This is a genomic window from Leifsonia sp. GW821-FHT13C09 (genome assembly GCF_058806435.1).
The window spans coordinates 714,285-735,020 of sequence record NZ_JBXAPS010000001.1; the positions used below are offsets into that span (position 1 = coordinate 714,285).

25 protein-coding genes are annotated in these 20,736 nt (G+C 70.8%); 3 read left to right on the plus strand and 22 right to left on the minus strand.

Annotated features, from left to right (window positions below):
• Nucleotides 1-28 precede the first annotated feature (28 nt).
• The 7 genes from AC1ROW_RS03400 to AC1ROW_RS03430 all read right to left on the minus strand — a co-directional run bounded on the left by AC1ROW_RS03400 (nt 29) and on the right by AC1ROW_RS03430 (nt 6,622).
• Nucleotides 29-577, minus strand: coding sequence for a DivIVA domain-containing protein (locus AC1ROW_RS03400; RefSeq protein WP_493017446.1), 549 nt, complete (start codon nt 575-577; stop codon nt 29-31).
• A gap of 12 nt (nt 578-589) precedes the next feature.
• On the minus strand, nt 590-1,588 hold the full coding sequence (locus AC1ROW_RS03405) for a phosphatidate cytidylyltransferase (RefSeq protein WP_493017447.1): 999 nt from the start codon (nt 1,586-1,588) through the stop codon (nt 590-592).
• Complete coding sequence (gene frr / locus AC1ROW_RS03410) at nt 1,589-2,143, minus strand: ribosome recycling factor (protein WP_493017448.1); 555 nt, start codon at nt 2,141-2,143, stop codon at nt 1,589-1,591.
• An 89-nt stretch (nt 2,144-2,232) separates the two neighbouring features.
• A complete protein-coding gene (gene pyrH / locus AC1ROW_RS03415) occupies nt 2,233-2,946 on the minus strand; it encodes a UMP kinase (RefSeq protein ID WP_493017449.1) in 714 nt (237 codons plus the stop codon).
• A 125-nt stretch (nt 2,947-3,071) separates the two neighbouring features.
• Nucleotides 3,072-3,902 carry a translation elongation factor Ts gene (gene tsf, locus AC1ROW_RS03420; RefSeq protein WP_493017450.1) on the minus strand — a complete coding sequence of 277 codons (831 nt, stop codon included), beginning with the start codon at nt 3,900-3,902 and terminating at the stop codon, nt 3,072-3,074.
• Nucleotides 3,903-3,944: 42 nt separating this feature from the next.
• Entirely contained in the window at nt 3,945-4,838 is an 894-nt protein-coding gene (gene rpsB, locus AC1ROW_RS03425; protein ID WP_493017451.1) for a 30S ribosomal protein S2, read from the minus strand.
• Between the two features lie 275 nt (nt 4,839-5,113).
• Complete coding sequence (locus tag AC1ROW_RS03430; protein WP_493017452.1) at nt 5,114-6,622, minus strand: sugar porter family MFS transporter; 1,509 nt, start codon at nt 6,620-6,622, stop codon at nt 5,114-5,116.
• Nucleotides 6,623-6,896: 274 nt separating this feature from the next.
• Here AC1ROW_RS03430 and AC1ROW_RS03435 point away from each other — a divergent pair, with 274 nt between their 5' ends.
• On the plus strand, nt 6,897-7,658 hold the full coding sequence (locus AC1ROW_RS03435) for a M23 family metallopeptidase (RefSeq protein WP_493017453.1): 762 nt from the start codon (nt 6,897-6,899) through the stop codon (nt 7,656-7,658).
• Here the strand turns inward: AC1ROW_RS03435 and AC1ROW_RS03440 are convergent.
• The 9 genes from AC1ROW_RS03440 to AC1ROW_RS03480 all read right to left on the minus strand — a co-directional run bounded on the left by AC1ROW_RS03440 (nt 7,621) and on the right by AC1ROW_RS03480 (nt 15,091).
• Nucleotides 7,621-8,604 (minus strand): tyrosine recombinase XerC, encoded by a 984-nt coding sequence (locus AC1ROW_RS03440; protein WP_493017454.1) that lies wholly within the window; start codon nt 8,602-8,604, stop codon nt 7,621-7,623. The genes AC1ROW_RS03435 and AC1ROW_RS03440 overlap by 38 nt on opposite strands.
• A 193-nt stretch (nt 8,605-8,797) precedes the next feature.
• Nucleotides 8,798-9,850 (minus strand): DNA-processing protein DprA, encoded by a 1,053-nt coding sequence (gene dprA, locus AC1ROW_RS03445; RefSeq protein WP_493017455.1) that lies wholly within the window; start codon nt 9,848-9,850, stop codon nt 8,798-8,800.
• Nucleotides 9,851-10,169: 319 nt separating this feature from the next.
• Entirely contained in the window at nt 10,170-11,711 is a 1,542-nt protein-coding gene (locus AC1ROW_RS03450) for a YifB family Mg chelatase-like AAA ATPase (RefSeq protein WP_493017456.1), read from the minus strand.
• A complete protein-coding gene (locus tag AC1ROW_RS03455; protein ID WP_493017457.1) occupies nt 11,711-12,067 on the minus strand; it encodes a YraN family protein in 357 nt (118 codons plus the stop codon). Before AC1ROW_RS03455 ends, AC1ROW_RS03450 begins: the two co-directional genes overlap by 1 nt.
• Before the next feature lie 125 nt (nt 12,068-12,192).
• Nucleotides 12,193-12,516 (minus strand): DUF2469 family protein, encoded by a 324-nt coding sequence (locus AC1ROW_RS03460; protein WP_018190696.1) that lies wholly within the window; start codon nt 12,514-12,516, stop codon nt 12,193-12,195.
• Between the two features lie 26 nt (nt 12,517-12,542).
• Complete coding sequence (gene rnhB, locus AC1ROW_RS03465) at nt 12,543-13,205, minus strand: ribonuclease HII (protein WP_493018351.1); 663 nt, start codon at nt 13,203-13,205, stop codon at nt 12,543-12,545.
• A gap of 2 nt (nt 13,206-13,207) precedes the next feature.
• Nucleotides 13,208-13,948, minus strand: a complete 741-nt coding sequence (lepB, locus tag AC1ROW_RS03470) for a signal peptidase I (RefSeq protein WP_493017458.1) — start codon at nt 13,946-13,948, stop codon at nt 13,208-13,210.
• Nucleotides 13,949-14,030: 82 nt separating this feature from the next.
• On the minus strand, nt 14,031-14,378 hold the full coding sequence (gene rplS / locus AC1ROW_RS03475; RefSeq protein ID WP_179606412.1) for a 50S ribosomal protein L19: 348 nt from the start codon (nt 14,376-14,378) through the stop codon (nt 14,031-14,033).
• Nucleotides 14,379-14,596: 218 nt separating this feature from the next.
• On the minus strand, nt 14,597-15,091 hold the full coding sequence (locus tag AC1ROW_RS03480) for a hypothetical protein (RefSeq protein WP_493017459.1): 495 nt from the start codon (nt 15,089-15,091) through the stop codon (nt 14,597-14,599).
• A 115-nt stretch (nt 15,092-15,206) separates the two neighbouring features.
• Here AC1ROW_RS03480 and map point away from each other — a divergent pair, with 115 nt between their 5' ends.
• Nucleotides 15,207-15,971, plus strand: a complete 765-nt coding sequence (map, locus tag AC1ROW_RS03485; RefSeq protein ID WP_493017460.1) for a type I methionyl aminopeptidase — start codon at nt 15,207-15,209, stop codon at nt 15,969-15,971.
• 72 nt (nt 15,972-16,043) lie between these two features.
• Here the strand turns inward: map and trmD are convergent, their stop codons facing one another.
• Nucleotides 16,044-16,727, minus strand: coding sequence for a tRNA (guanosine(37)-N1)-methyltransferase TrmD (gene trmD, locus AC1ROW_RS03490; RefSeq protein ID WP_493017461.1), 684 nt, complete (start codon nt 16,725-16,727; stop codon nt 16,044-16,046).
• 9 nt (nt 16,728-16,736) lie between these two features.
• A complete protein-coding gene (locus tag AC1ROW_RS03495; RefSeq protein ID WP_493017462.1) occupies nt 16,737-17,969 on the minus strand; it encodes an MFS transporter in 1,233 nt (410 codons plus the stop codon).
• A gap of 50 nt (nt 17,970-18,019) precedes the next feature.
• On the opposite strand from AC1ROW_RS03495, the gene AC1ROW_RS03500 reads away from it, so the two are divergent.
• The gene (locus tag AC1ROW_RS03500) at nt 18,020-18,694 is read left to right on the plus strand and encodes a GntR family transcriptional regulator (RefSeq protein WP_493017463.1); all 675 of its coding nucleotides are present in this window, start codon (nt 18,020-18,022) and stop codon (nt 18,692-18,694) included.
• Nucleotides 18,695-18,762: 68 nt separating this feature from the next.
• Here the strand turns inward: AC1ROW_RS03500 and AC1ROW_RS03505 are convergent, their stop codons facing one another.
• The 4 genes from AC1ROW_RS03505 to rpsP are packed head-to-tail and all read right to left on the minus strand — an operon-like array spanning nt 18,763 to nt 20,566.
• Entirely contained in the window at nt 18,763-19,158 is a 396-nt protein-coding gene (locus AC1ROW_RS03505) for a type II toxin-antitoxin system VapC family toxin (protein ID WP_493017464.1), read from the minus strand.
• A 2-nt stretch (nt 19,159-19,160) separates the two neighbouring features.
• The gene (gene rimM, locus AC1ROW_RS03510) at nt 19,161-19,856 is read right to left on the minus strand and encodes a ribosome maturation factor RimM (RefSeq protein WP_493017465.1); all 696 of its coding nucleotides are present in this window, start codon (nt 19,854-19,856) and stop codon (nt 19,161-19,163) included.
• 1 nt (nt 19,857) lies between these two features.
• The gene (locus tag AC1ROW_RS03515; RefSeq protein WP_431346278.1) at nt 19,858-20,088 is read right to left on the minus strand and encodes an RNA-binding protein; all 231 of its coding nucleotides are present in this window, start codon (nt 20,086-20,088) and stop codon (nt 19,858-19,860) included.
• A 4-nt stretch (nt 20,089-20,092) separates the two neighbouring features.
• Nucleotides 20,093-20,566: a 30S ribosomal protein S16 gene (gene rpsP, locus AC1ROW_RS03520; protein ID WP_493017466.1), complete on the minus strand. Its 474-nt coding sequence runs from the start codon at nt 20,564-20,566 to the stop codon at nt 20,093-20,095.
• Nucleotides 20,567-20,736: the final 170 nt, after the last annotated feature.

The following is a 20,736-nucleotide window of genomic DNA, read 5'->3' on the forward strand; positions in this document are numbered from 1 at the left end:
AGCTCCCCTATTCAGGTAACGGCCAGGATCAGCGGACCGCGAGCATCACGTCTGTGACGCTGTCCAGGAGGAGGTCCACCTGGGCCTCACGGTACCCCCCTCGCTGCTCGCGGAAAGTGACCGTGCGGACTTCGTCGACGCTCATCGGGCGGCCGTCCTGGAAGTACTTCACCAGCCGGCCGGCGAACCGGTCGACGTCCTGGCGGTTGTAGCCGAGAGTCAGGAAGCTGACCCGCTGGAAGCGCTCGCCCACCGGCCGCTCGAGCCGGTCGAGGATAGCCTGCGCCGTTGTGCGAGCCTCCTCGAACCATGCCGAGTCCCGTCCGCCGCTGCGGGCGACGTCGCGCTCACGGGCCGCGAAGGCGTCCTCCAGGCGCTCGAGGGCCGCATCCACATGCGAGGTCGAGTAGCCGCCCTTGGCCATCGAGAACGCGGTGTGGCGGATGTCGGCGGCCGACAGCGTGCCAGGGGTCGACGGGTCGGAGTCATAGGCGCGACGGGCGGCGACGAGGAACTCGTCGACCTGCGCGACGTCGTAGCCTGGCTTCGACTTGGGGCTCCGGGGGAACGTGCTCACCAGCCCATTGTGTCAGGAGAAGATGAGGAACAGCACGTAGGTGGCCGCCGCGGACGGCAGGATCGAGTCCAGCCGGTCGAGGAAGCCGCCGTGGCCGGGCAGCCACGAACTCATGTCCTTGATGCCCAGGTCGCGCTTGATCAGCGACTCGGCGAGGTCTCCCGCGGTCGCCGTCAGCAGCGCGACGACGCCGAAGATCACGCCGAACCACCACGGCTGCTGGATCATGAACAGCGAGACCAGGACACCGGCGACGATCGCCGCGACGGCCGCTCCCGCAAAGCCCTCCCAGGTCTTCTTGGGGCTGATGGTCGGCGCCATCGGGTGTCGGCCGAACGACAGGCCGCTCGCGTAGGCGCCCGTGTCGACGGCGACGACCACGATCAGGAAGCCGAGCACCCACCACTCGCCGCCGTTCTCCGCCAGCAGCAGGATCGCGAACGAGCCGAGCAGGGTCACATACATCTGGACGAGCACGCTCCACGCGAGGTCGCGGGCGAGCGGCACTCCCCCGGCCCGTTTGGCTGGTAGGACGGCCTCCTCCACCAGTCGCCAGACGACGACCAGGACGATGCCCGACGCCAGCGCAACGAGCTGGCCGCCCGCGTGGAACCAGAACGTGGCGGGGACGATCGCCAGCGACGCGACCAGCGACGGGGTCCGCGGCACGCGCCTCCCGGCGGCGCGGAACGCCTGGGTGAGCTCGAACGCCGCGAAGCCGATCATCGCGGCCCCGAAGACGAGGAAGAGTTCCTTGATGAAGATGAGGCTGACCACCAGCAGCGCGCCGGCGCCGAGCCCGATCAGGATCGCCAGGATGAGGTTGCGCCCCGTCCGGGCCGCGATGCGCTCGTTCGTGGCGTCGAGCTGAGCCTTGCGCGCCAGCACCTGCCGCTCGAAGTCGGCCCGGGTCGCCTGCACCTGCGCGCGCAGCTCGGCGCGCGCCGCGGACTTCCCCCTTCTGCCCGACGCCGGCGTGCGAGGCGCGCCGGGGCTGCTCCCCTCGCTCATCTAGACCTCGAGGAGCTCGGCTTCCTTGCGCTTGAGGGCCTCGTCGACCGCGTCGACGTTGGTGCGTGTGAGGGCCTCGAGCTCCTTCTCGCCGCGGGCCACTTCGTCGTCCCCGACCTCGCCCTTGAGCGCGTCGAGGTCGTCCTTGGCCTTGCGGCGGATGTTGCGGATGGCGACCTTGGCGTCCTCGCCCTTGCCGCGGACGATCTTGACGAACTCCTTGCGGCGGTCCTCGGTCAGCTCCGGAAGGGTGACACGGACGATCTCGCCGTCGTTGCCTACGTTCGCCGACAGGTTCGGCATGTTGACGATCGCCTTCTCGATGTCCTTGAGGGCGGACTTGTCGTACGGAGTCACCAGCAGCACCCGGGCCTCCGGGTTCTGCAGGCCGGCCAGCTGGGCCAGCGGCGTCGGCGAGCCGTAGTAGTCGACGAGCACCTTCTGGAAGAGGGCCGGGTTCGCGCGTCCCGCGCTCACCGTGCCGAAGTCGTCCCTCGCCGCGTCCACGGTCTTGGCCATCCGCTGGCGGGCGTCGGAAATCACATCGGCGATCACGGTTTCTCCTTCAGATCGATGAGTCGTGTCTAGTCTAGGGCCAGGCTGCGGATCACCCCGCGCAGGGCGGGGCGCTCCGGGCGAGGACGTCAACCGAGCAGGGTGCCGATCTCGGCGCCGAGCAGCGCGGCGGTGACGTTGCCGGCCGGCTCGATGCCGAAGATGCGCATCGGCATCCCGTTGTCCATGCAGAGGCTCAGCGCGGTGGAGTCCACGGCCTTCAGACCCTGCTGCAGGGCGTCCTGGTGGCTGATCTGGTCGATCTTGCGCGCATCCGGGTTGGTGCGCGGATCGTCGTCGTACATGCCATCCACGCCGTTCTTGGCGACCAGCACGACATCGGCGCTGATCTCCAGGGCGCGCTGGGCGGCGACGGTGTCGGTGGAGAAGTACGGCAGACCGGCGCCGGCTCCGAAGATGACGACGCGACCCTTCTCGAGGTGGCGCTCCGCGCGGCGCGGGATGTAGGGCTCGGCCACCTGCGTCATCTCGATCGCGGACTGAACGCGCGTCTCCGCACCGGCCTGCTCCAGGAAGTCCTGCAGGGCCAGCGAGTTCATCACGGTGCCGAGCATGCCCATGTAGTCGGCTCGGCCGCGGTCCATGCCGCGCTGCGACAGCTCGGCCCCGCGGAAGAAGTTGCCTCCGCCGACGACGATCGCGATCTCGACGTCCTCCGCCGCCTGGGCGATCTCACGGGCGATGCTGCTGACGATGTCGGGGTTCACCCCGAGCTGACCACCGCCGAAGGCCTCGCCGGAGAGCTTCAGAAGGACCCTGCGTCTGTGAGTGGCTGCCGTCATGTGTGTAGGAGTCCTTCCGTGTGTTTCGTTAACGCTAGTGCGTGCCCCATCGCCTGAATAGGCGCGGCGGGCACAGAAAAGGAGTCCGGATCGTGGTTCACGATCCGGACTCCTTCATGCCTGGGTCAGGCGCCGACCTTGAAGCGGGCGAAGCCCGAGATGGTCAGACCCGAGTCCTTGAGGACCTGGGCGATGGTCAGCTTGTTGTCGCGGGCGTACTCCTGCTCGAGCAGGGCGACCTGCTTGAAGTAGGCGCCGAGGCGACCCTCGATGATCTTCGGGAGCGCGGCCTCCGGCTTGCCCTCGTTGCGCGAGATCTCCTCGACGATGCGACGCTCGTTCTCGACCTCTTCAGCCGGGACGTCCTCACGGCTGAGGTAGGTCGGGTTCGCGAACGAGATGTGCTGCGCGATGCTGCGGGCGGTCTCCGCGTCGGCGCCGGCGTAGCCGACGACCACGCCGACCTGCGGGGGCAGGTCCTTGGAGGTCTTGTGCAGGTAGATCGCGAAGTTCTCGCCGGAGACGACGGCGATGCGGCGGAGCTCCACCTTCTCGCCGAGGATCGCGGCCTCGTCACCGATGAGCTCGGCGACGGTCTGCGAACCGGCGGTGGCGGCCAGCGCCTCCTCCACGGTGGTGGCGCCCGCGGCGGCGGCCGCGTCGAGCACCTTGTCGGCGAGGGCGATGAACTTCTCGCCCTTCGCGACGAAGTCGGTCTCGCAGGCGAGCTCGATCATCGTCGCGGTGCCGTTGCCGTTCTCCTTCGCGGCCACGAGGCCCTCGGAGGTGGAGCGGTCGGCACGCTTCGCGTTGCCCTTGGCGCCCTTGAGGCGGAGGATCTCGGTCGCCTTCTCGATGTCGCCACCGGCCTCCTCGAGGGCCTTCTTGGTGTCGACCATCCCGGTGCCGAGCTGCTCGCGCAGGGCCTTGATGTCAGCGATGCTGATGTTTGCCATGTTCTGAGTGGAACCTTCTGACTCGAAGTTTGGTGAGTGTGGTTACTTGGCCTCGGCGTCGGCTTCGCCCTCGGCCACGACCTCGGCGGAGTCCGCCTTGGCCTCGGCGAGGTCGGCGTCGGCCGCCTTCTCGGTCTCGGCAGACGCCTGGACCTCGTCCTGCGACGCGCTGTCGCTGGACTGGGCCAGGAGCTCCTGCTCCCACTCGGCGAGCGGCTCGGCCGGCTCGGCGCCCTCTTCCGGCTTCTGGTGACGCTGGATGAGGCCCTCGGCCGCGGCGTCGGCGACGATGCGGGTGAGGAGGGTGACGGAGCGGATGGCGTCGTCGTTGCCCGGGATCGGGTACTGGACCTCGTCCGGGTCGCAGTTCGTGTCGAGGATGCCGATGACCGGGATGCCCAGCTTCTTCGCCTCGTCGATCGCGAGGTGCTCCTTCTTGGTGTCCACGACCCAGATGGCGCTCGGGGTCTTGGCCAGGTTGCGGATGCCGCCGAGCGACTTGTGGAGCTTGTCCAGCTCGCGCTTCTTGATCAGCAGCTCCTTCTTGGTGAAGCCGCTGGTGGTGCCCTCGAAGTCGAGCTCCTCGAGCTCCTTCATGCGCGCGAGGCGCTTGGACACGGTCTGGAAGTTGGTCAGCAGACCGCCCAGCCAGCGCTGGTTCACGTAGGGCTGGCCCACGCGGGTCGCCTGCTCGGCGATCGCCTGCTGCGCCTGCTTCTTGGTGCCGACGAAGAGGATGGTGCCGCCGTGGGCGACGGTCTCGCGCACGAACTCGTACGTCTTGTCGATGTAGGCGAGCGACTGCTGCAGGTCGATGATGTAGCTGCCCGAACGCTCGGTGAGGATGAAGCGCTTCATCTTCGGGTTCCAGCGGCGGGTCTGGTGTCCGAAGTGGACGCCGCTGTCGAGCAGCTGGCGCATGGTGACGACGGCCATTTGCCGTTCTCCTGTTCTTGCGCGCCCGGCCTCACGGCGGGGACACGACTCTCGGTTGTCCAGCGGCAGCCGGTCGGCCGCCGCTCCTGGTGCCCCGCGCCTCCCCGCACCCGCGCTTCCGCACGGAGGACCGTGGTGGATGAGCGGGAGACCGGTGGAGAAGCGCACACCCTCGGGTGAAGGTGTTCCGGACACGCGTAGTCACTCCGACGTGCGGAGTGCAGTGGACATCCTATCAGGAACCGGGCCCCGGCCGGGGCCGCGTCGGGCAGGGCTCAGCGCCGCGTGACCGTGTCCCCTGACGAGCGCACCTGCGGGCCGCGGCTGCGCCCCGCGTTGGCGAACAGCGTCTCGGCGTGCTCCAGCGCCATCCCGTTCGTCTCCGGCACCTTGAAGAAGACGAAGAAGAAGGACAGTGCGGCGAAGACCGCGTACATCCCGTAGGTGAAGGGCAGGGAGAAGTCCGACATCGGCGGGAAGGAGACCGTGACGAGGAAGTTCGCGATCCACTGCGCCGAGGCCGCGACGCCGAGCGCCGCACCGCGGATGCGCGGCGGGAAGATCTCGCCCAGCAGCACCCAGACCAGCGGGCCCCAGGACGCGCCGAAGCAGATCACGAAGACGTTCGCAGCGATGAGCGCGATCGGCCCCCACGGGTTGGGCAGCGTGACGGCGCCCGCCGCCTTGTGCGCGAAGCTGAACGACAGCGCCATCACCGCCAGCGAGATCGCCATGCCCACGGAGCCGGTGAGCAGGATCGGCCGCCGGCCGACCCGGTCGACCAGAAGGATGGCCACGATCGTGACCAGCACGTTGGTGACCGAGGTGATGACGGTGATCAGCAGCGAGTTGCTCTCGGTGAAGCCGACCGCTTTCCAGAGCGTCGTCGAATAGTAGAAGATCACGTTGATGCCGACGAACTGCTGGAAGACGGACAGGATGATGCCGATCCAGACGATCGGCTTCAGGCCGAATCGGTTGCCGCGCAGCGTGCCCTTGGCGCCCTCCTTGTCCTCTTCGATCGCCTGCTCGATGTCCCGGACCTGCCGGTCGACGTCCTCTTCCGGCACGAGGGTCGAGAAGATCGCCCGCGCCTCGTCGTGGCGCCCGGTGGAGAGCAGGAAGCGCGGCGACTCCGGCAGGATCAGCGCCAGGATGCCGTAGACGACCGACGGGATGACGCCGACGAGGAACATCCACCGCCAGGCCTCCAGGCCGAGCCAGAGCTGGCTGGCCGCGGCGCCGGCCGCCCCCGCGAGGAGGGCGTCTGACAGCAGCGCCACGAAGATACCGATCGTGATGGCGAGCTGCTGCAGCGAGGCGAGGCCGCCGCGGCGCTGCTTGGGCGCGATCTCCGCGATGTACGCCGGCGCGACGACGGACGCGATGCCGATGCCGAGACCGCCGATGATGCGCCAGAACCCGAGATCCCACACGGAGAACGAGAGCCCGGCGCCGATGGAGCTGGCGAGGAACAGGACGGCGCCGATGAGCATCACCCGGATGCGGCCCCACCGGTCGGCGAGCCGGCCTGCGAGGTAGGCGCCCACGGCGCAGCCGAGCAGGGCGATGGCGACGATGAACCCGGTGACGAACGCGTTGAGCGCGAAGTGGTGCTGGATCGAGTCGACGGCTCCGTTGATGACCGAGGAGTCGAACCCGAACAGGAATCCGCCGACCGCCGCGGCGGTGGCGAGCCCGACGACTTTCCGCCGCATGGCCGCGGTCGGCCGGGGAACGTTCTCGTCCTCCCGCTCGGTTCCGGTGCTGCGCTGATCGGACATGAGACCCCTCCTCCATCGGGTCGCCGTCCTCGCTCTGGAGGACCGGCGGAACGTGCGCTGGTCACGGTACGCCGACTCGTCCGCGTTCATAAGAGTCCTGCACAGGCAGCGTGCGCGAGTGATTTGTGCACGGATCGTGGCGATGTGGGGGTCCGCGGGTGGGCGATGCCGAAGGCTGGGCGCAGGGGTGGTCGGAATGCGGAGAAGGAATGCCGGGCTGCGGGAAGCGGTTCGTGGGGTGCCCATGCGAGCGGATGGGGCGAGGTGGTTGCCGATGGGGTGGCTCGGGTCGTGGGTGGTGGCGGCGCTCGTTGTTGTGGTCGGCTTCGGGGCGGGTGCTGCGGCGGCGGACGGGCGACCGGGAACGGCGACGGCGACGGCGACGTCGGTGATGGCGGTGATGGCGGGAGCGGAGGGCGGCGATTCGCGCCGGTTCGTCTCGACCACCCCCGACGCCCGCAGCTCGCCGGACGGTCCGCTCGACCGTGCGGGCGTCTCGCCGCGGTGGTCGTGGCCGCTCGCGCCGGTCCGAGTGGTCGAGGCGCCCGCGGCCCCGCCGTCGCCCTACGCCGCCGGGCATCGCGGGGTCGACCTCGCGGCGCGGCCCGGTGCGACCATCGCGGCGCCCGCCGACGCGACGGTCCACTTCGTCGGGGTGGTCGTGGACCGGCCGGTACTCACCCTCGACCACGGTTCGGGTGTGCTCTCGTCCTACGAGCCCCTCGAGGCGGCGGGCCTCGCCGCCGGCGACCGGGTGACGCGCGGGACGGTGCTCGGTGTCGTCGGCGAGGGAGCGCACTGCTCCGGGGCGTGTCTGCACGTCGGGGTCAGGGTCGACGGCGAGTACGTGTCCCCGCTGCTGTTCTTCGACCGGCTCCCGCGGTCCGTGCTGCTTCCGTTACGCGCGGGCGGGCACGTGCGGGCGTCTTCGCCCGTCGTCCCGCCTTCCACCCGCGACGCCATCACCCTGGCTCCTGTGGGTCGCCGCGATGGTCAGGTCAGGCGCGGGGGTGGGCGATGCGGTAGGCCTCCTTGAGTCGTTCGCTGGAGACGTGCGTGTAGATCTGGGTGGTGCCGAGGCTGGCGTGTCCGAGGATCTCCTGGACCGCCCGCAGGTCCGCTCCGCCGTCGAGCAGGTGGGTCGCGGCGGTGTGCCGGAGCGTGTGCGGACCCGCGGGTCCACCGCCGGGGAGGTCGGCCAGAAGCGACGCCACCAGCTGGTAGACCGCCCGGGTGCCGAGCCGCCCGCCGCGCGAGCCGAGCAGTAGGGCCGGACCCGATCCTTCCGCGGCGAGCGCCGGGCGTGCCACCTGAAGGTACCGCCGGATCGCGCGCAACGCGGGGACACCGAACGGCACGACGCGCTCCTTGTTCCCCTTGCCGACCACGCGGAGCGTCAGCCGTTCGACATCGACATCGTCGACATCGAGCCCGGTGAGCTCGCTGACGCGGATCCCGGCCGCGTACAGCAATTCGATGACCGCGACGTCCCGGATCGCACCGGGGTCCCCGCCTTCGGCCCGCGCGGCGAGCGCAGCGAGCAGCCCGTCGATCTGCGCCCGCGTGATCACGCGAGGGAGATGTTTGTCGGCCTTCGGCGCCCGCAGCCGGGCGGCGGGGTCGGCGGAGGGAGCCGAGGCGCCGGACCGGGCTGCCGACGCAGTTGCGGTGACCGGCTCGATCACAGCGCTCCTCGCGTTGCGGGCGTTCCATCCGCTGAATCCGCGCACTGCGGCCGATCGTCGTGCGAGCGTGGCCTTGGCGAGCTGCTGCTGCGCACCCTCCCAGAGCCAGTCCCGGAACAGGTCGAGTGTGAGCGCCTCTGTCTTGGTCACCCCGCGCGCCTCCGCGAACCGCTCGAACTGGGCAAGGTCGGACCGGTAGGCCCGCACCGTCTGCGCCGAGTACCCGCGCTCCACCTCCAGATGGCGCAGGTAGCCGTCGACGGCGAGCCGGAGGTTCACTCCCCCAGCATCCGCCATCGGCGACCCGCTCCGGGCGCGGACGCACCGGCGGCGACCGATTCCGGGTGAGTCGGGTCGCGCATGTTCGGCGGTCGGACGTCAGTCGATACCGCCCAAGCCGCCGGCGTCGCACGCGATCCGCACCTCGATCCGCACCTCGATCGGCACCTCCCCGGCCTCATCCCCTCCCTCCGTGCGACCGTCCCGTGTCTCACCCGTCTCCCTCGGGCCCGAGGCGTGCGCCCATCGGTTCGGCCAGTTCCGCCATCTCGTCCGGGGTGGTGACGCAGGTCGCTCCGTATTCGCGGATGAGGCGGTGGCAGCCGGCCGACGCGGGCGAGGTGATCGGACCCGGCACGGCTCCGAGAGGCCTGCCCAGTTGGGCGGCATGGCCGGCCGTGTTCAGGGAGCCGGAGCGGGCGCCGGCCTCCACGACGACGGTCGCGCTGCTGGCGGCGGCGATCAGCCGGTTGCGCATCAGGAAACGCCAGCGCGTCGGGGTCGAGCCCGGAGGGAGTTCGGCCATCAGGAGGCCGGAGCGGGCGACCCGCTGCAGGAGGTCGTCGTTGCCGGCCGGGTAGAGGCGGTCCACGCCGCCGGCCAGGAATGCGACGGTGACCTGATCGCTGGACAGCGCGGCTCGGTGGGCGGCCGCGTCGATGCCGTACGCGCCGCCTGAGACGATCGCGAAGCCGCGGTCGCTGAGGCCGGCTGCGCTCTCCAGCGCGACATGCTCGCCGTATGCGCTGGCGGCGCGTGCACCGACCAGCGCGATGGAGTGCGAGAGCCGGCCGAGTCGCGCCGGGTCGCCGCGCACCCAGAGGGCGAGGGGCGCGCCGAGTTCCAGGCTGTCGACGGCGGTGGGCCACGCTGGGTTCTCCGGGGTCACGAGCCGTGCGCCGAGGCGCGCGGCGCGTTCGAGCGGGGCGTGGAGCGGTGCACGCGGCAGACGACCGCGCCACCGGTCGAGGGCGTTCCGCAGACGGTCGATCGGAGGCGGCTCCACGCCCAGCTCGCGCAGCGCGGCTTGGAGGGACTGCGGCTCGGTGTCGCCGATCACGGCACGGAGAGTCTGCAGGGCACCGATCGAGCCGACCAGCAGCGCAGCGTCCGTGTCGCCCGGCTCGACCGCGGACGCCAGCGCCGCGCGCGCCACGGCCGCGATCATGGACGACTCGTCCGGATAGAGCATGCCCGTCGACACCTCGCGCACGAGGGATGCGACCTCCCGGGAGGTCAGGCCAGGGAAGGTGGCGGCGCTCATCGGGCGCTCCCGCGGGCGGTCGGCGGGGACGTGGGCGTCGACCCGGGCGTCGACACAGGCGTCGATCCGGGCGGGAACGCCGACGCAGGCGTCGACATGGGCGCAGGCGTCGCCGTGAACGCCGACGCAGGCGTGGACGAAGTAGGCATGGATATCCGCGTGCGCTGGTCCTCCTCCGCACCCATCTCCCCCACGCGTCCCTCTCCCTCCGCGTCAGCCCCGCATACCGCCCTCCACACCGCGCACCTGCCGCACCACCGCTCCCGCTCGCGCTCGGGGTGGTCGCGTTCCTGACGGATCAGTTCGACCCAGCTCCTGTTCATGCGGCCGCACCCCGCCTCAGGTAGAGGGCCCGCGCCACCTGGTCGGCGGTCGGGCTTCCGGCGCCCTCGAGGTCGGCCAGGGTCCAGGCGAGGCGGAGGGTGCGGTCGTAGCCGCGCATGGTGAGGGCGCCGCGTTCCAGGGAGCGGTCGATGCTGGCGCGGGCGGACGCGGCGATGCGGCGTTCCGGGGCACGGAGCCAGGTTCCCGCGGCCTGGGAGTTGGTCGTCCAGCCAGTGCCGCGCAGGCGGTCGCGGGCCGTGGCGCGGGCGTGTTCGACTTGGCGGCGGAGTTCTCTGCTGGCGCGCGTCGGCGCCGTGCCGTCGGAGGCGGTTCGCAGGGCGCCGAGGCCCAGGCGCCGCACGGTGAGGCGGATGTCGACGCGGTCCAGGAGCGGGCCCGACAGGCGCGTGAGGTAGCGGCGGCGGGCGGCCGGAGTGCAGGAGCACTCCTCCTCGGTCGAGCCGTAGCGGCCGCACGGGCACGGGTTGGAGGCAAGCACCAGCTGGACGCGCGCGGGGAACGAGGCGCTTCCGGCCGCCCGGTCGACGGCGATCGTGCCGGACTCCAGCGGCTGGCGGAGGGCGTCCAGGACCTTCGGCTGGAACTCGGCCGCCTCGTCGAGGAACAGCACGCCGTTCGACGCCCGGGCGATCGCGCCCGGCACCAGCCGTCCACTGCCGCCACCGACGAGCGCGGCGGACGACGCGGTGTGGTGCGGGGCCTCGAACGGTGGCCGCAGGATCAGCCCGCCGCCCACGGCGCGCCCCGACAGGGAGCGGATCGAGGTCGTCTCGAGAGCCTGCTCCGGGGTGAGGTCGGGCAGCAAAGACGGCAGCCGGCGCGCCAGCATGGTCTTGCCCGCTCCGGGCGGCCCGATCATCGAGACGTTGTGACCTCCCGCGGCGGCGACGACGAACGCGTCGACCGCGTCGTCGTTGCCGGCCACGTCGGCCATGTCGGGCTCGTCATCGACCGGGCCGGCGTCGTCGGCCAGGGCGACCGGGGCCTCCTCGACCGGGTCCAGCTCGGCGCCGTGGGCGATCGCCGCAGCGCGCAGGCCGACCACCGGCACCACCTCGACGCCGTCGACCAGGCCGGCCTCCTCGGCGTTCGCCGTCGGCACCAGGACCCGGGCGAATCCGGCGTTCCGCGCGGCGAGCACGACGGGAAGCACACCGGGGACCGGCCGCAGCCGGCCGTCCAGGCCGAGCTCGCCGACGTGCACGGCGCGGGAGGCCGACTCGGCGGGGACCTCCCCGGAGGCCGCCAGCGCGGCCACAGCTATCGCGAGGTCGAAGCCGGACCCCTGCTTGCGCAGCGAGGCCGGCGACAGGTTGACCGTCAGCTTGCGCTGGGTGAGAGCGCAGCCGGCGTTGGCCGCCGCGGCGGAGACCCGCTTGCGCGACTCGCCGAGCGCGGCGTCGGGTAGACCGATCAGCACGAACGCCGGCAGCCCGGCCGAGATGTCGGCCTCCACCTCCACGATGTCGCCGCGCATCCCGGTCAGCGCTACGGCGAACGTGCGTGCCAGCGCCATCACGCCACCCCCGCGCGGTGCTCCACCGACGGCGCCGCGCTCCACGCGTCGAGCACCGCGATCGCGTCGATCCGCGTCTCGCCGCGGACCGGCCCGTTCGCCCGGCACCACTCCGCCGCCAGGCGGCGCAGGCGGGCGGCCTTCTCCCCGGTGATCGCCTCGAACGGATGCCCGAACACGACCGAACTCCGGGTCTTCACCTCCACGAACGCGGTCACGCGCCCGCGGCGAGCCACCAGATCGAGCTCTCCGCTCGCGCAGCGCCAGTTGCGGGCCACGATCGCGTAGCCCCGCGCCTCCAGCCAATCCGCCGCCACAGCCTCGCCGCGACGACCCAAACGGTCTTTCTCTGCCATGTGTCCTCCCACGACCAGCGTGGTCGGAGAGGAACGGACAGAACCGGGCAGCGCGAAATCTGTGGAGAAGTCGTCAGCGATTCAGGCTGTGCAGGACGACCTCGGAACGGACGAACTCGACGAACTCACTCGTCGAGCGCCAGCTCCTTCGGGAGCTCGAACTCCTTGCTCGAGAGCTCCTCGATGTTCACATCCTTGAACGTCAGCACCCGCACCGACTTCACGAAGCGGTCGGCGCGGTAGACGTCCCACACCCACACGTCGTTCATCGTCAGCTCGAAATAGAAGTCGTGCTCGGTGTCGCGGCGCACGAACTCCACCTCGTTCGCGAGGTAGAAGCGGCGCTCCGTCTCGATCACGTACTTGAACTGCGAGACGACGTCCCGGTATTCGCGATACAAAGCCAGCTCGACCTCGCGGTCGTAGTCGTCGAACTCGTCCTCATCCATCGTTCGACAAGTCTAGCCGTGCCGCCTCAGCTCGGCATGTCCAGCGTCGCGAGGTCCTTCAGCCAGGTCAGCCGGTGCAGCGCGCTCGGGCCCAGTTCGGCGATCGCGGCGAAGTGCTCCGGGGTGGAGTAGCCCTTGTTGCTCACCCAGCCGTAGCCGGGATAGTCGACGTCGTGACCGATCATCAGCCGGTCCCGACGGACCTTCGCGATCACGGAGGCCGCGGCCACTGACGCGCAGTCGCGATCGGCCTTGATGCGGGTGACGACGCGCGCCGGCCGCATCAGCGCGGGGCTCAGATAGTCGTAGTTCCCATCCAGGATCATCGTGCTCTCCCGCACCTGCGCGCCCTGCTCCTCCAGAATCGCGAGAGCGCGGGCGCCGGCGAGGCCGAGGCAGCGGATGATTCCCAGCGAGTCCACCTCTGCGGCCGAGGCCATCCCCACGGCGTGGAACAGCGACCAGCGCCGACAGGCCGGCTCGAGGGCCTCGCGCACCGGCTCCGGCAGCAGCTTCGAGTCGCGCAGTCCCGGCGGGATGCGCTTGACCGCGGTGTCGATGACCACCATGCCGACCGCCACCGGGCCCGCCAGTGCCCCACGGCCGACCTCGTCGACGGCCACGATCGAGGTGACGCCGTCCCGGTAGAGCGCCTTCTCGAAGCGCAGCGACGGCGAGACCGGGGTCATCATTACTTCTTCTCCTCCACGCCTCGGAAGACTTCAGGATAGTCCGTCAGCCAGCTCCATCTGCTGACCGGCCAGCTGACCACGGCGGCCCTCCCGACCACGTGGTCGAGCGGCACGAAGCCGCGGCCGGGGAGCGCCTGATTGCGGGAGGAGTCCTGCGAGTCGTACCGGTTGTCACCCATCACCCAGATGCGGCCCTTCGGGACCGTCACGTTGAAGGCGAGCGTCGCCGCGTTCTTCTCGCCGGCGGGGATCTCGATGTACGGCTCGTGGATCGCGACGCCGTTGACGGTGATCCAGCCCGCCGTGTCGCAGCAGACCACGTGGTCGCCCGGCAGTCCGATGAGCCGCTTCACGAGATGGTCGTCGCTGTCGGAGGCGGAGAGCCCCACGAACGTCAGCGCGGTGTCCGCCGCCTGGGCCAGCGGGTTGCGGGCGGCCGGCGGCGTCTTCGGGAGCCAGCCTCCTGGATCGCGGAACACCACGACATCACCGCGGCTGAGCGGGAAGAGCGACGGCTGGAGCTCGTTGACCAGGATCTTGTCGTTGATCTGGAGGGTGTTCTCCATCGACCCGGACGGGATGTAGAACGAGCGCACGACGAAGGTCTTCACGAGGAAGGCCACCAGCAGGGCGACCACCACCACGACCAGCACATCCCGCAGGAACACCAGGCCGCCGCGCCTGCCGCGCTCCCGCCGCGCCACGCGTTCGGGCCGCGTGGGCAGTGTCTCGTCCGTCATCAACCCTGCCTGGCTCGTTAACCGCCTGAGCTCCCGGTCCAGTGTAGGACCGGGAGCTCAGGATGAGACGCGCGCGAAACGCTCAGTTCTCGCGCTTCTCCTTGATCTTCGCCTTCTTGCCGCGCAGCTCGCGGAGGTAGTACAGCTTGGCGCGACGGACGTCACCGCGGGTGACGACCTCGATGTGGTCGATGACCGGCGAGTGAACCGGGAAGGTGCGCTCGACGCCGACCTGGAAGCTGACCTTGCGGACCGTGAAGGTCTCGCGGACGCCTTCGCCCGAGCGGCCGATCACGACGCCCTGGAAGACCTGGATACGAGAGCGGCTGCCCTCGATGATGTTGACGTGCACCTTGACGGTGTCGCCGGCACGGAACGCGGGGATGTCCGACTTGAGGGACGCGGCGTCCACCTGATCGAGGATGTGCATTGCTGTTCGCTCTCTGTACCCGCCGGCAGGTCGGGGACGGATTCGGGGCCGCCGCTGGACGCGCAGTCAGCGCGCGGGCGGACGACCGGGATTCGATTGGGTGTGCTCGCTCGATTTGCTGGCTCCCCTGCGGCAGAGCCGGGCGGCGGCACGAACAACCATTCTGCCACGCGCGAGGCCCTATTGCCAAAGCGCCTCGACGCGGGACGGCGGGAGGCTCAGTCCTCGCGGTGCTCTTCGATGATGATCACGTCCGCGTCGTCCACCACGACGACAGGCGGCCGCGGCACTTGCTGCGGCTGGGCGACCTGCTGGTACGCGGCGAAGGTCACCGCCACCCGCTCGCGCGTCTCGGTCACGAGCTCCCAGAGCCCCACCCAGAACAGCGCGAGGAAGAACAGCACGCCGAGCACGGCGAGCCAGCCCGTCGCGCCGGGTGGGAAGAACCCGAAGGCGATGATGGAGGCGCTCCAGCCCGCGAGCAGACCGGTGTCGTACCAGGAGACCGCGCGGGCCTCCCTGACGGACTTGCGGGCCATCACGATGCCGCCGATCGCGAGCAGCGCGACGAACAGGATCGGGCACAGCACGAGCAGCCCGAGGAACGTCCAGCCGCTGCCCTGGTGGAACGCGGCCCAGCCGATCAGCAGCCAGACGGGCAGCACCACGGCGGACGGGAAGAGCCACCAGTAGAACGCCTTGCGGATGAACACGCCACCAGCGTAACCTCGCGCGGCTGTGCGCTGGCTAGGGGTTCGCCCACGGCGGACTCGGCGCCGCGCCGCATGGAAGACTGGACTCACGCCACCACAGAAAGAGGACACCCCCGTGATCGAGCTGAGGACCCCCGCCGAGATCGAGCAGATGCGGCCGGCCGGCCGGTTCGTCGCCGAGGTCCTGGCCGAGACCGCCGCCGCGGCGAAGGTGGGCGTCAACCTCCTGGAGCTGGACCGGATCGCGCACGACCTGATCCGCCGCCGCGGCGCGGAGTCCTGCTACATCGACTACCACCCGTCGTTCGGCGCGAGCCCGTTCGGCAAGGTGATCTGCACCTCCGTCAACGACGCCGTCCTGCACGGCCTCCCCCACGACTACCGGCTGCGGGACGGCGACCTGCTCAGCCTGGACTTCGCGGCGAGCGTCGACGGCTGGGTGGCCGACTCCGCAGTCAGCCTCGTGGTCGGCTCGGCGCGCGACGAGGACCTCCGGCTCATCGACACGACCCGGCGCGCGCTGACCGCCGGGATCGCCGCAGCACAGCCCGGCGGCCGGGTGGGCGACATCTCGGCGGCGATCGCGGCGGTCGCTCACGCCGAGGGCTACTCCGTGAACACGCAGTTCGGCGGCCACGGCGTCGGCCGCACGATGCACGGCGACCCGCACATCCCGAACGATGGCCGCGCCGGGCGCGGCTTCCCGCTGCGTCCCGGCCTGGTCATCGCGATCGAGCCGTGGTTCCTGGAGACGACCGACAAGATCTTCACCGACCCCGACGGCTGGACCCTCCGCTCCGCCGACGGCTCGCGCGGCGCCCACTCCGAGCACACCGTCGCCATCACCGAGGACGGCCCCCTCATCCTCACCGCCCCCTAACCATCCGTTCCGGAGTTCTGCACGCACCAGCACGGCGTGTCGCGTGCACAACTCCGGAATCGATGGAGGGGGCTACGGGAGGAGGTCAGGGCGGACGCGGGCGGTGCGGGCGAGGGACTGCTCGCGGCGCCAGGCGTCGATCGCGCCGTGGTTGCCGGAAAGCAGGACGGGCGGGACGGCGTGGCCGCGCCATTCGGCGGGCTTGGTGTACGACGGGTACTCCAGGAGGCCGTCCTCGTGCGACTCCTGCACCAGGCTCTCCGGGTTTCCGACGACACCGGGGATGAGCCGGCCGATCGCCTCGATCATCGCCATGGTGGCGACCTCGCCGCCGTTGAGCACGTAGTCGCCGATGCTCACCAGCCGCACCCGCGCCCGGGCGGCGTACTCGTCGAAGACGCGCTGGTCGATGCCCTCGTAGCGGCCGCAGCCGAACACCAGGTGAGATTCGGTTGCGAGCTCGCGCGCCATCGCCTGGGTGAACACCTCGCCCGCCGGAGACGGGAACAGCAGGACGGGATCGTCGGAGTCCGCCAGCACCCGGTCCAGCGCCTCCCCCCACGGCTCCGGCTTCATCACCATGCCGGCGCCGCCGCCGTACGGGGTGTCGTCGACGGTGCGGTGCCGGTCGTGGGTGTGGTCGCGCAGGTCGTGGACGCCGAGCTGGATGATGCCCGCCTGCCGCGCCTTGCCGAGCAGCGAGATGTCGAGCACATCGAAGAAGGTCGGGAAGATCGTGACGATGTCGATGCGCATGGGGGAATTCTATTCGGGGACGACGGCGAGCTCCCGGTCGCGCGGAACCAGCGGAGTCGCCACCGCCGGGCAGATCGCGACCGCGGCGAACGCGAGCGGAAAGCCGATCCAGCCGATCAGCGCGCCGACGGCGGGGCCGACGACCGACGCCGCCAGGAACTGGCCGGTGTTCTGCGCGCCGAGCGCGCGGCCCGACCAGAACGGCCCGGCGATCTCGGCGACGGACGTGTAGGCGAGGCCGTTGTCGGCGACGGTCACGATGGCCGCGACGATCAGGATCACGGCCGCGGCGACCGAGCCGAGCGCGGAGGCCGCGCCCATCAGCAGCATGACGGCGACCGCCGCGAGCGACACCCAGCGCAGCGGCACCAGGTGGCTGCCGACGCGGTCGCTCAGCACTCCGACGCCGATGCGGCCGAGCGCTCCCGCGAACTGGCTCACTGCGATCACGACACCCGCGGCGAGCGACGTGAAGTGCAGCTCAGTGACCAGCCAGACCAGCCCGAACGTGGACACGGTGAACTGCGGGACGACCAGCAGCATCGACACGACGTGGATGCGCCACAACAGGGAGGTCTCCCGGTAGGGGCGCCACGCGGCCTGCGGATGCGTGTCCGCCCCCGCGGCGGCGCGTCGGGGCGGCCGGGGCGGATCGACGATGCCGACCGCACAGAGCACGGCAGAGACGCCGCACAGCACAGCGGGCACCGCCAGCGCGGCGCCGATGCCGCCGGATGCCGCCAGCAGCGGGACGCTGATGGCCGCGATCGCCACACCCAGCGGCTGGCACATCTGCCGGATGCCCATCGCGAGTCCGCGCCGCTCCTTCGCGAACCAGCCGATGACCACGCGGCCACTGGCGGCGTTCGGGCTCGCAGCGGCCATCCCGCCGACGAGGAACAGGGCGCCGAGCGCGACGTACGACGAGACGAACATCGCGGCGACGGCGGCTGCCGTTGTCACGGCCAGCCCGGACGCGATGACCCAGCGCTCGCCGATCCGGTCGCTCAGCGCGCCCCAGGCGATCAGGGCGAGCACCAGCCCGAGGGTGGGCGTGGAGGCGAGCAGCCCGGCCTGCGCCAGGCTCAGCCCGCGCTCGGTGTGCAGCAGCGGGATGAGGAAGGCCGGTGTCGAGACGAACACCGTCGAGCTGGCCTGCCCGATGACGCCGAGGGCGAGCATGAGCCACGGCCGAGGGGTCCTGGTCGCCTGCCCGGTTCGTTCTCGTATTTCGCGGCTCATGCGGTATACCCTAGCGGTATACCGGCTTGGTATACCAACGGAGGAGCCCCATGCCCGAGCAGCCCCACGTGTACGAGCGTCTGCGCTCCGCGATCCTCGACCTGGAGCGCGTGCCCGGCTCGCGCATCACCGAGCGCGGGCTCGAAGCCGAGCTCGGCGCCTCGCGTACTCCGCTGCGCGCCGCCCTCATGCGCCTGGAGGCGGAGGGGCTGGTCCGGCGCGAGGGCCGCGGGTGGGAGGTCTCCCCCATCGACCTCGGCGAGATCGCCCGACTCAGCGAGCTGCGCGACGCCCTGGAGACCGCCGCCGTGCGGCTGAGCGCCGTCCGCGCCACGGACGACGAGCTGCGCGCGCTGCGCGACGACCTGGGCGCCTACGACCCGGACCGCCGTGACGAAGACGCCGTGGGCGCCGGCGCGGGCTTCCACGTGCGGCTCGCCGCGCTCAGCGGCAACCACTTCTTCGCCGACTCGGTGTCCTCCGCGATGACCCGGCTGGCCCGCACCCGCTGGCTGGAGGTGCGGGTCGCCGACGCACGACGGACGGCGTGGGAGGAGCACCGCACGATCGTCGACCAGCTCGCGGCGCGGGATGCCGACGCGGCAGCCGACAGCATCCACCGGCACATCGTCGGCACGCACGAACGACTGCTCGCGGCGCTGGACGCCGACACACGACTGCTAAGGGCTCGCGGGCTCGCGATCGTGGGGCCGGCTGCGTCCTAGCGGCCTCGTAGTGGATGCGGACGCCGCCGGTTCGCGCAGCGGCATCCACGACGCTACGGGTGACAGCGTCAGGAGCGCAGCAGGTCCGCGCCGCTCCGCAGCGGGACACTGGCGCCCGCGTAGAGCTCCGGCACGTCGGTGACGAGCGCGTCGCCGTGCAGCACGGTGAGAGCGAGGTACTCGGCTGCGAACGTGTCGGCGAGCTCGAGTTCGGCGGCGAGGCGCCAGGCGGTCTTGCGCAGGACGCGGTCGCCCAGCAGTCGGACCGGGAGGCGGTCGACCGCGGCGATCAGAGTCCGCGCCGCGCGCTCGTCCCGTTCACCTGCGGCGACGGAGCGGCGCAGCAGCGCGAGCACCTCCGAACGCAGCAGGGTGGGCGCCAGCAGGGAGTCGCCGGTCGCCGGGACGTAACCGGCCTCCGCCAACTCGATGGCGGCGGAGGCGTCGATCACGTAGCGGGCCACGATCAGTCCTCGGGATTCTCCGACTCCGGGGTCTCCGACTCCGGGCTCTCCGGCTCGTGGCTCTCCGACTCAGGGCCTTCCGGCTCGGCACCCACGGATTCGACGGGAGCCTCGGGCTCGTCGTCCGGCAGCTCCTCGAAGAGGCCGGCCGGTGGCGTCAGCGTCACGGTGCCCGCCGCGATGTCGACCTCGGGCACGATCGCCTTCACGAACGGCACGAGCACTTCGCCGTCGGCCGTCCGCACGACCAGCAGGTCCTGCGCCGGAAGGTGGTCGACCCGGGCGACCGTGCCGACCTCCACGCCGTCGCGACGCGCGCTCAGCCCGACGAGCTGGTGGTCGTACCAGGCGTCCTCCTCCTCGGGGAGCTGCTTGGCGTCCTGGCTCACCCAGAGGATGGCCTTCACCAGCGTCTCCGCCTCGGTGCGGTCGTCCACGCCGGCGAAGAAGCCGACCGGGTGACCGTTGTACCAGCGCAGCTCGGTGAGCTCGATGGTCTTGCCGTGCCACTTGGAGGCCGTGGGCACCTGCAGAGTGAACACGGCGCCCGGCACGAAACGGCGCTCCGGCTCGTCCGTGAACAGTTCGAGCTTCAGAGCGCCCTTCAGACCGTGCGCCTTGGTCAGCCGGCCGACGCGCAGCTCGGTCTGACCCGGTCGCGGTGCGACCTCCTTGCGGGGCAGCTTGTGGTCCGCCACCTCAGTCGTCGACGACGTCGACGCGGACGCGGCGGCCGTCGGCCAGCGCGCCCACGACCGTGCGGAGGGCCTTGGCGGTCCGGCCGGAACGGCCGATGACCCGCCCGAGGTCCTCGGGGTTCACTCGAACCTCGAGGACCTCGCCACGCGGCGAACCTTTGGCCACGACGTGCACGTCGTCCGGGTGGTCGACGATGCCCTTGACCAGGTGCGTGAGAGCGGGAGCGAGCACGGTGTTACGCGTTCTCGCCGTCAGCGGCTTCGGTGATCTCCTCGGCCTCGGCGACGACCTCGGCCTCAGCGGCCTCCTCGGCCTCGACCTCGGCCTCGACGACGGCCTCCGCCTTCGCGGGGGTCTCGTCCTTCTTCGGCTTCAGGACCGGCTTCTTCTTCTCGTCGGCGACGAAGGTCTCCTTGGCCTCGGCCGTCTTGACGGTCGAAGCGGCGTTCTTGTCGCCCTTGAACTTGCCCCAGTCGCCCGTGAGCTTGAGCAGCACGAGGACCTGCTCGGACGGCTGAGCGCCGACGCCGAGCCAGTACTGCGCGCGCTCGGAGTCGACCTCGATGCGCGAGGGCTCCTCGGTCGGGTGGTACAGACCGATCTCCTCGATCACGCGGCCGTCGCGCTTGGTGCGCGAGTCGGCGACGACGATGCGGTAGTACGGAGCGCGGATCTTGCCCAGGCGCTTCAGACGGATTTTGACAGCCACAATTCTCCTGTGTTGACGTCCGGAACCCGCTGAGGTTCCGGTGGATTCGTTGTCGAACTGACTGCCGTGGGCGTGGGGGCACACGCGGCAGGAGGTCTATTGTTCGTCCGCCGTGCCGGATAGAGGGTCGGGCACGTCGAACTCAACTAGATATTCTGTCAGAAAAGCGC

Coding starts and splice junctions, on each gene's coding strand:
- AC1ROW_RS03405 (WP_493017447.1), bottom strand. CDS start 1,588: ATGAGCGAGGGGAGCAGCCCCGGCGCGCCTCGCACGCCGGCGTCGGGC.
- pyrH (WP_493017449.1), bottom strand. CDS start 2,946: ATGACGGCAGCCACTCACAGACGCAGGGTCCTTCTGAAGCTCTCCGGC.
- tsf (WP_493017450.1), bottom strand. CDS start 3,902: ATGGCAAACATCAGCATCGCTGACATCAAGGCCCTGCGCGAGCAGCTC.
- rpsB (WP_493017451.1), bottom strand. CDS start 4,838: ATGGCCGTCGTCACCATGCGCCAGCTGCTCGACAGCGGCGTCCACTTC.
- AC1ROW_RS03430 (WP_493017452.1), bottom strand. CDS start 6,622: ATGTCCGATCAGCGCAGCACCGGAACCGAGCGGGAGGACGAGAACGTT.
- AC1ROW_RS03435 (WP_493017453.1), top strand. CDS start 6,897: ATGGGGTGGCTCGGGTCGTGGGTGGTGGCGGCGCTCGTTGTTGTGGTC.
- AC1ROW_RS03440 (WP_493017454.1), bottom strand. CDS start 8,604: ATGGCGGATGCTGGGGGAGTGAACCTCCGGCTCGCCGTCGACGGCTAC.
- dprA (WP_493017455.1), bottom strand. CDS start 9,850: ATGAGCGCCGCCACCTTCCCTGGCCTGACCTCCCGGGAGGTCGCATCC.
- AC1ROW_RS03450 (WP_493017456.1), bottom strand. CDS start 11,711: ATGGCGCTGGCACGCACGTTCGCCGTAGCGCTGACCGGGATGCGCGGC.
- AC1ROW_RS03455 (WP_493017457.1), bottom strand. CDS start 12,067: ATGGCAGAGAAAGACCGTTTGGGTCGTCGCGGCGAGGCTGTGGCGGCG.
- AC1ROW_RS03460 (WP_018190696.1), bottom strand. CDS start 12,516: ATGGATGAGGACGAGTTCGACGACTACGACCGCGAGGTCGAGCTGGCT.
- rnhB (WP_493018351.1), bottom strand. CDS start 13,205: ATGACCCCGGTCTCGCCGTCGCTGCGCTTCGAGAAGGCGCTCTACCGG.
- lepB (WP_493017458.1), bottom strand. CDS start 13,948: ATGACGGACGAGACACTGCCCACGCGGCCCGAACGCGTGGCGCGGCGG.
- rplS (WP_179606412.1), bottom strand. CDS start 14,378: ATGCACATCCTCGATCAGGTGGACGCCGCGTCCCTCAAGTCGGACATC.
- trmD (WP_493017461.1), bottom strand. CDS start 16,727: ATGCGCATCGACATCGTCACGATCTTCCCGACCTTCTTCGATGTGCTC.
- AC1ROW_RS03495 (WP_493017462.1), bottom strand. CDS start 17,969: ATGAGCCGCGAAATACGAGAACGAACCGGGCAGGCGACCAGGACCCCT.
- AC1ROW_RS03500 (WP_493017463.1), top strand. CDS start 18,020: ATGCCCGAGCAGCCCCACGTGTACGAGCGTCTGCGCTCCGCGATCCTC.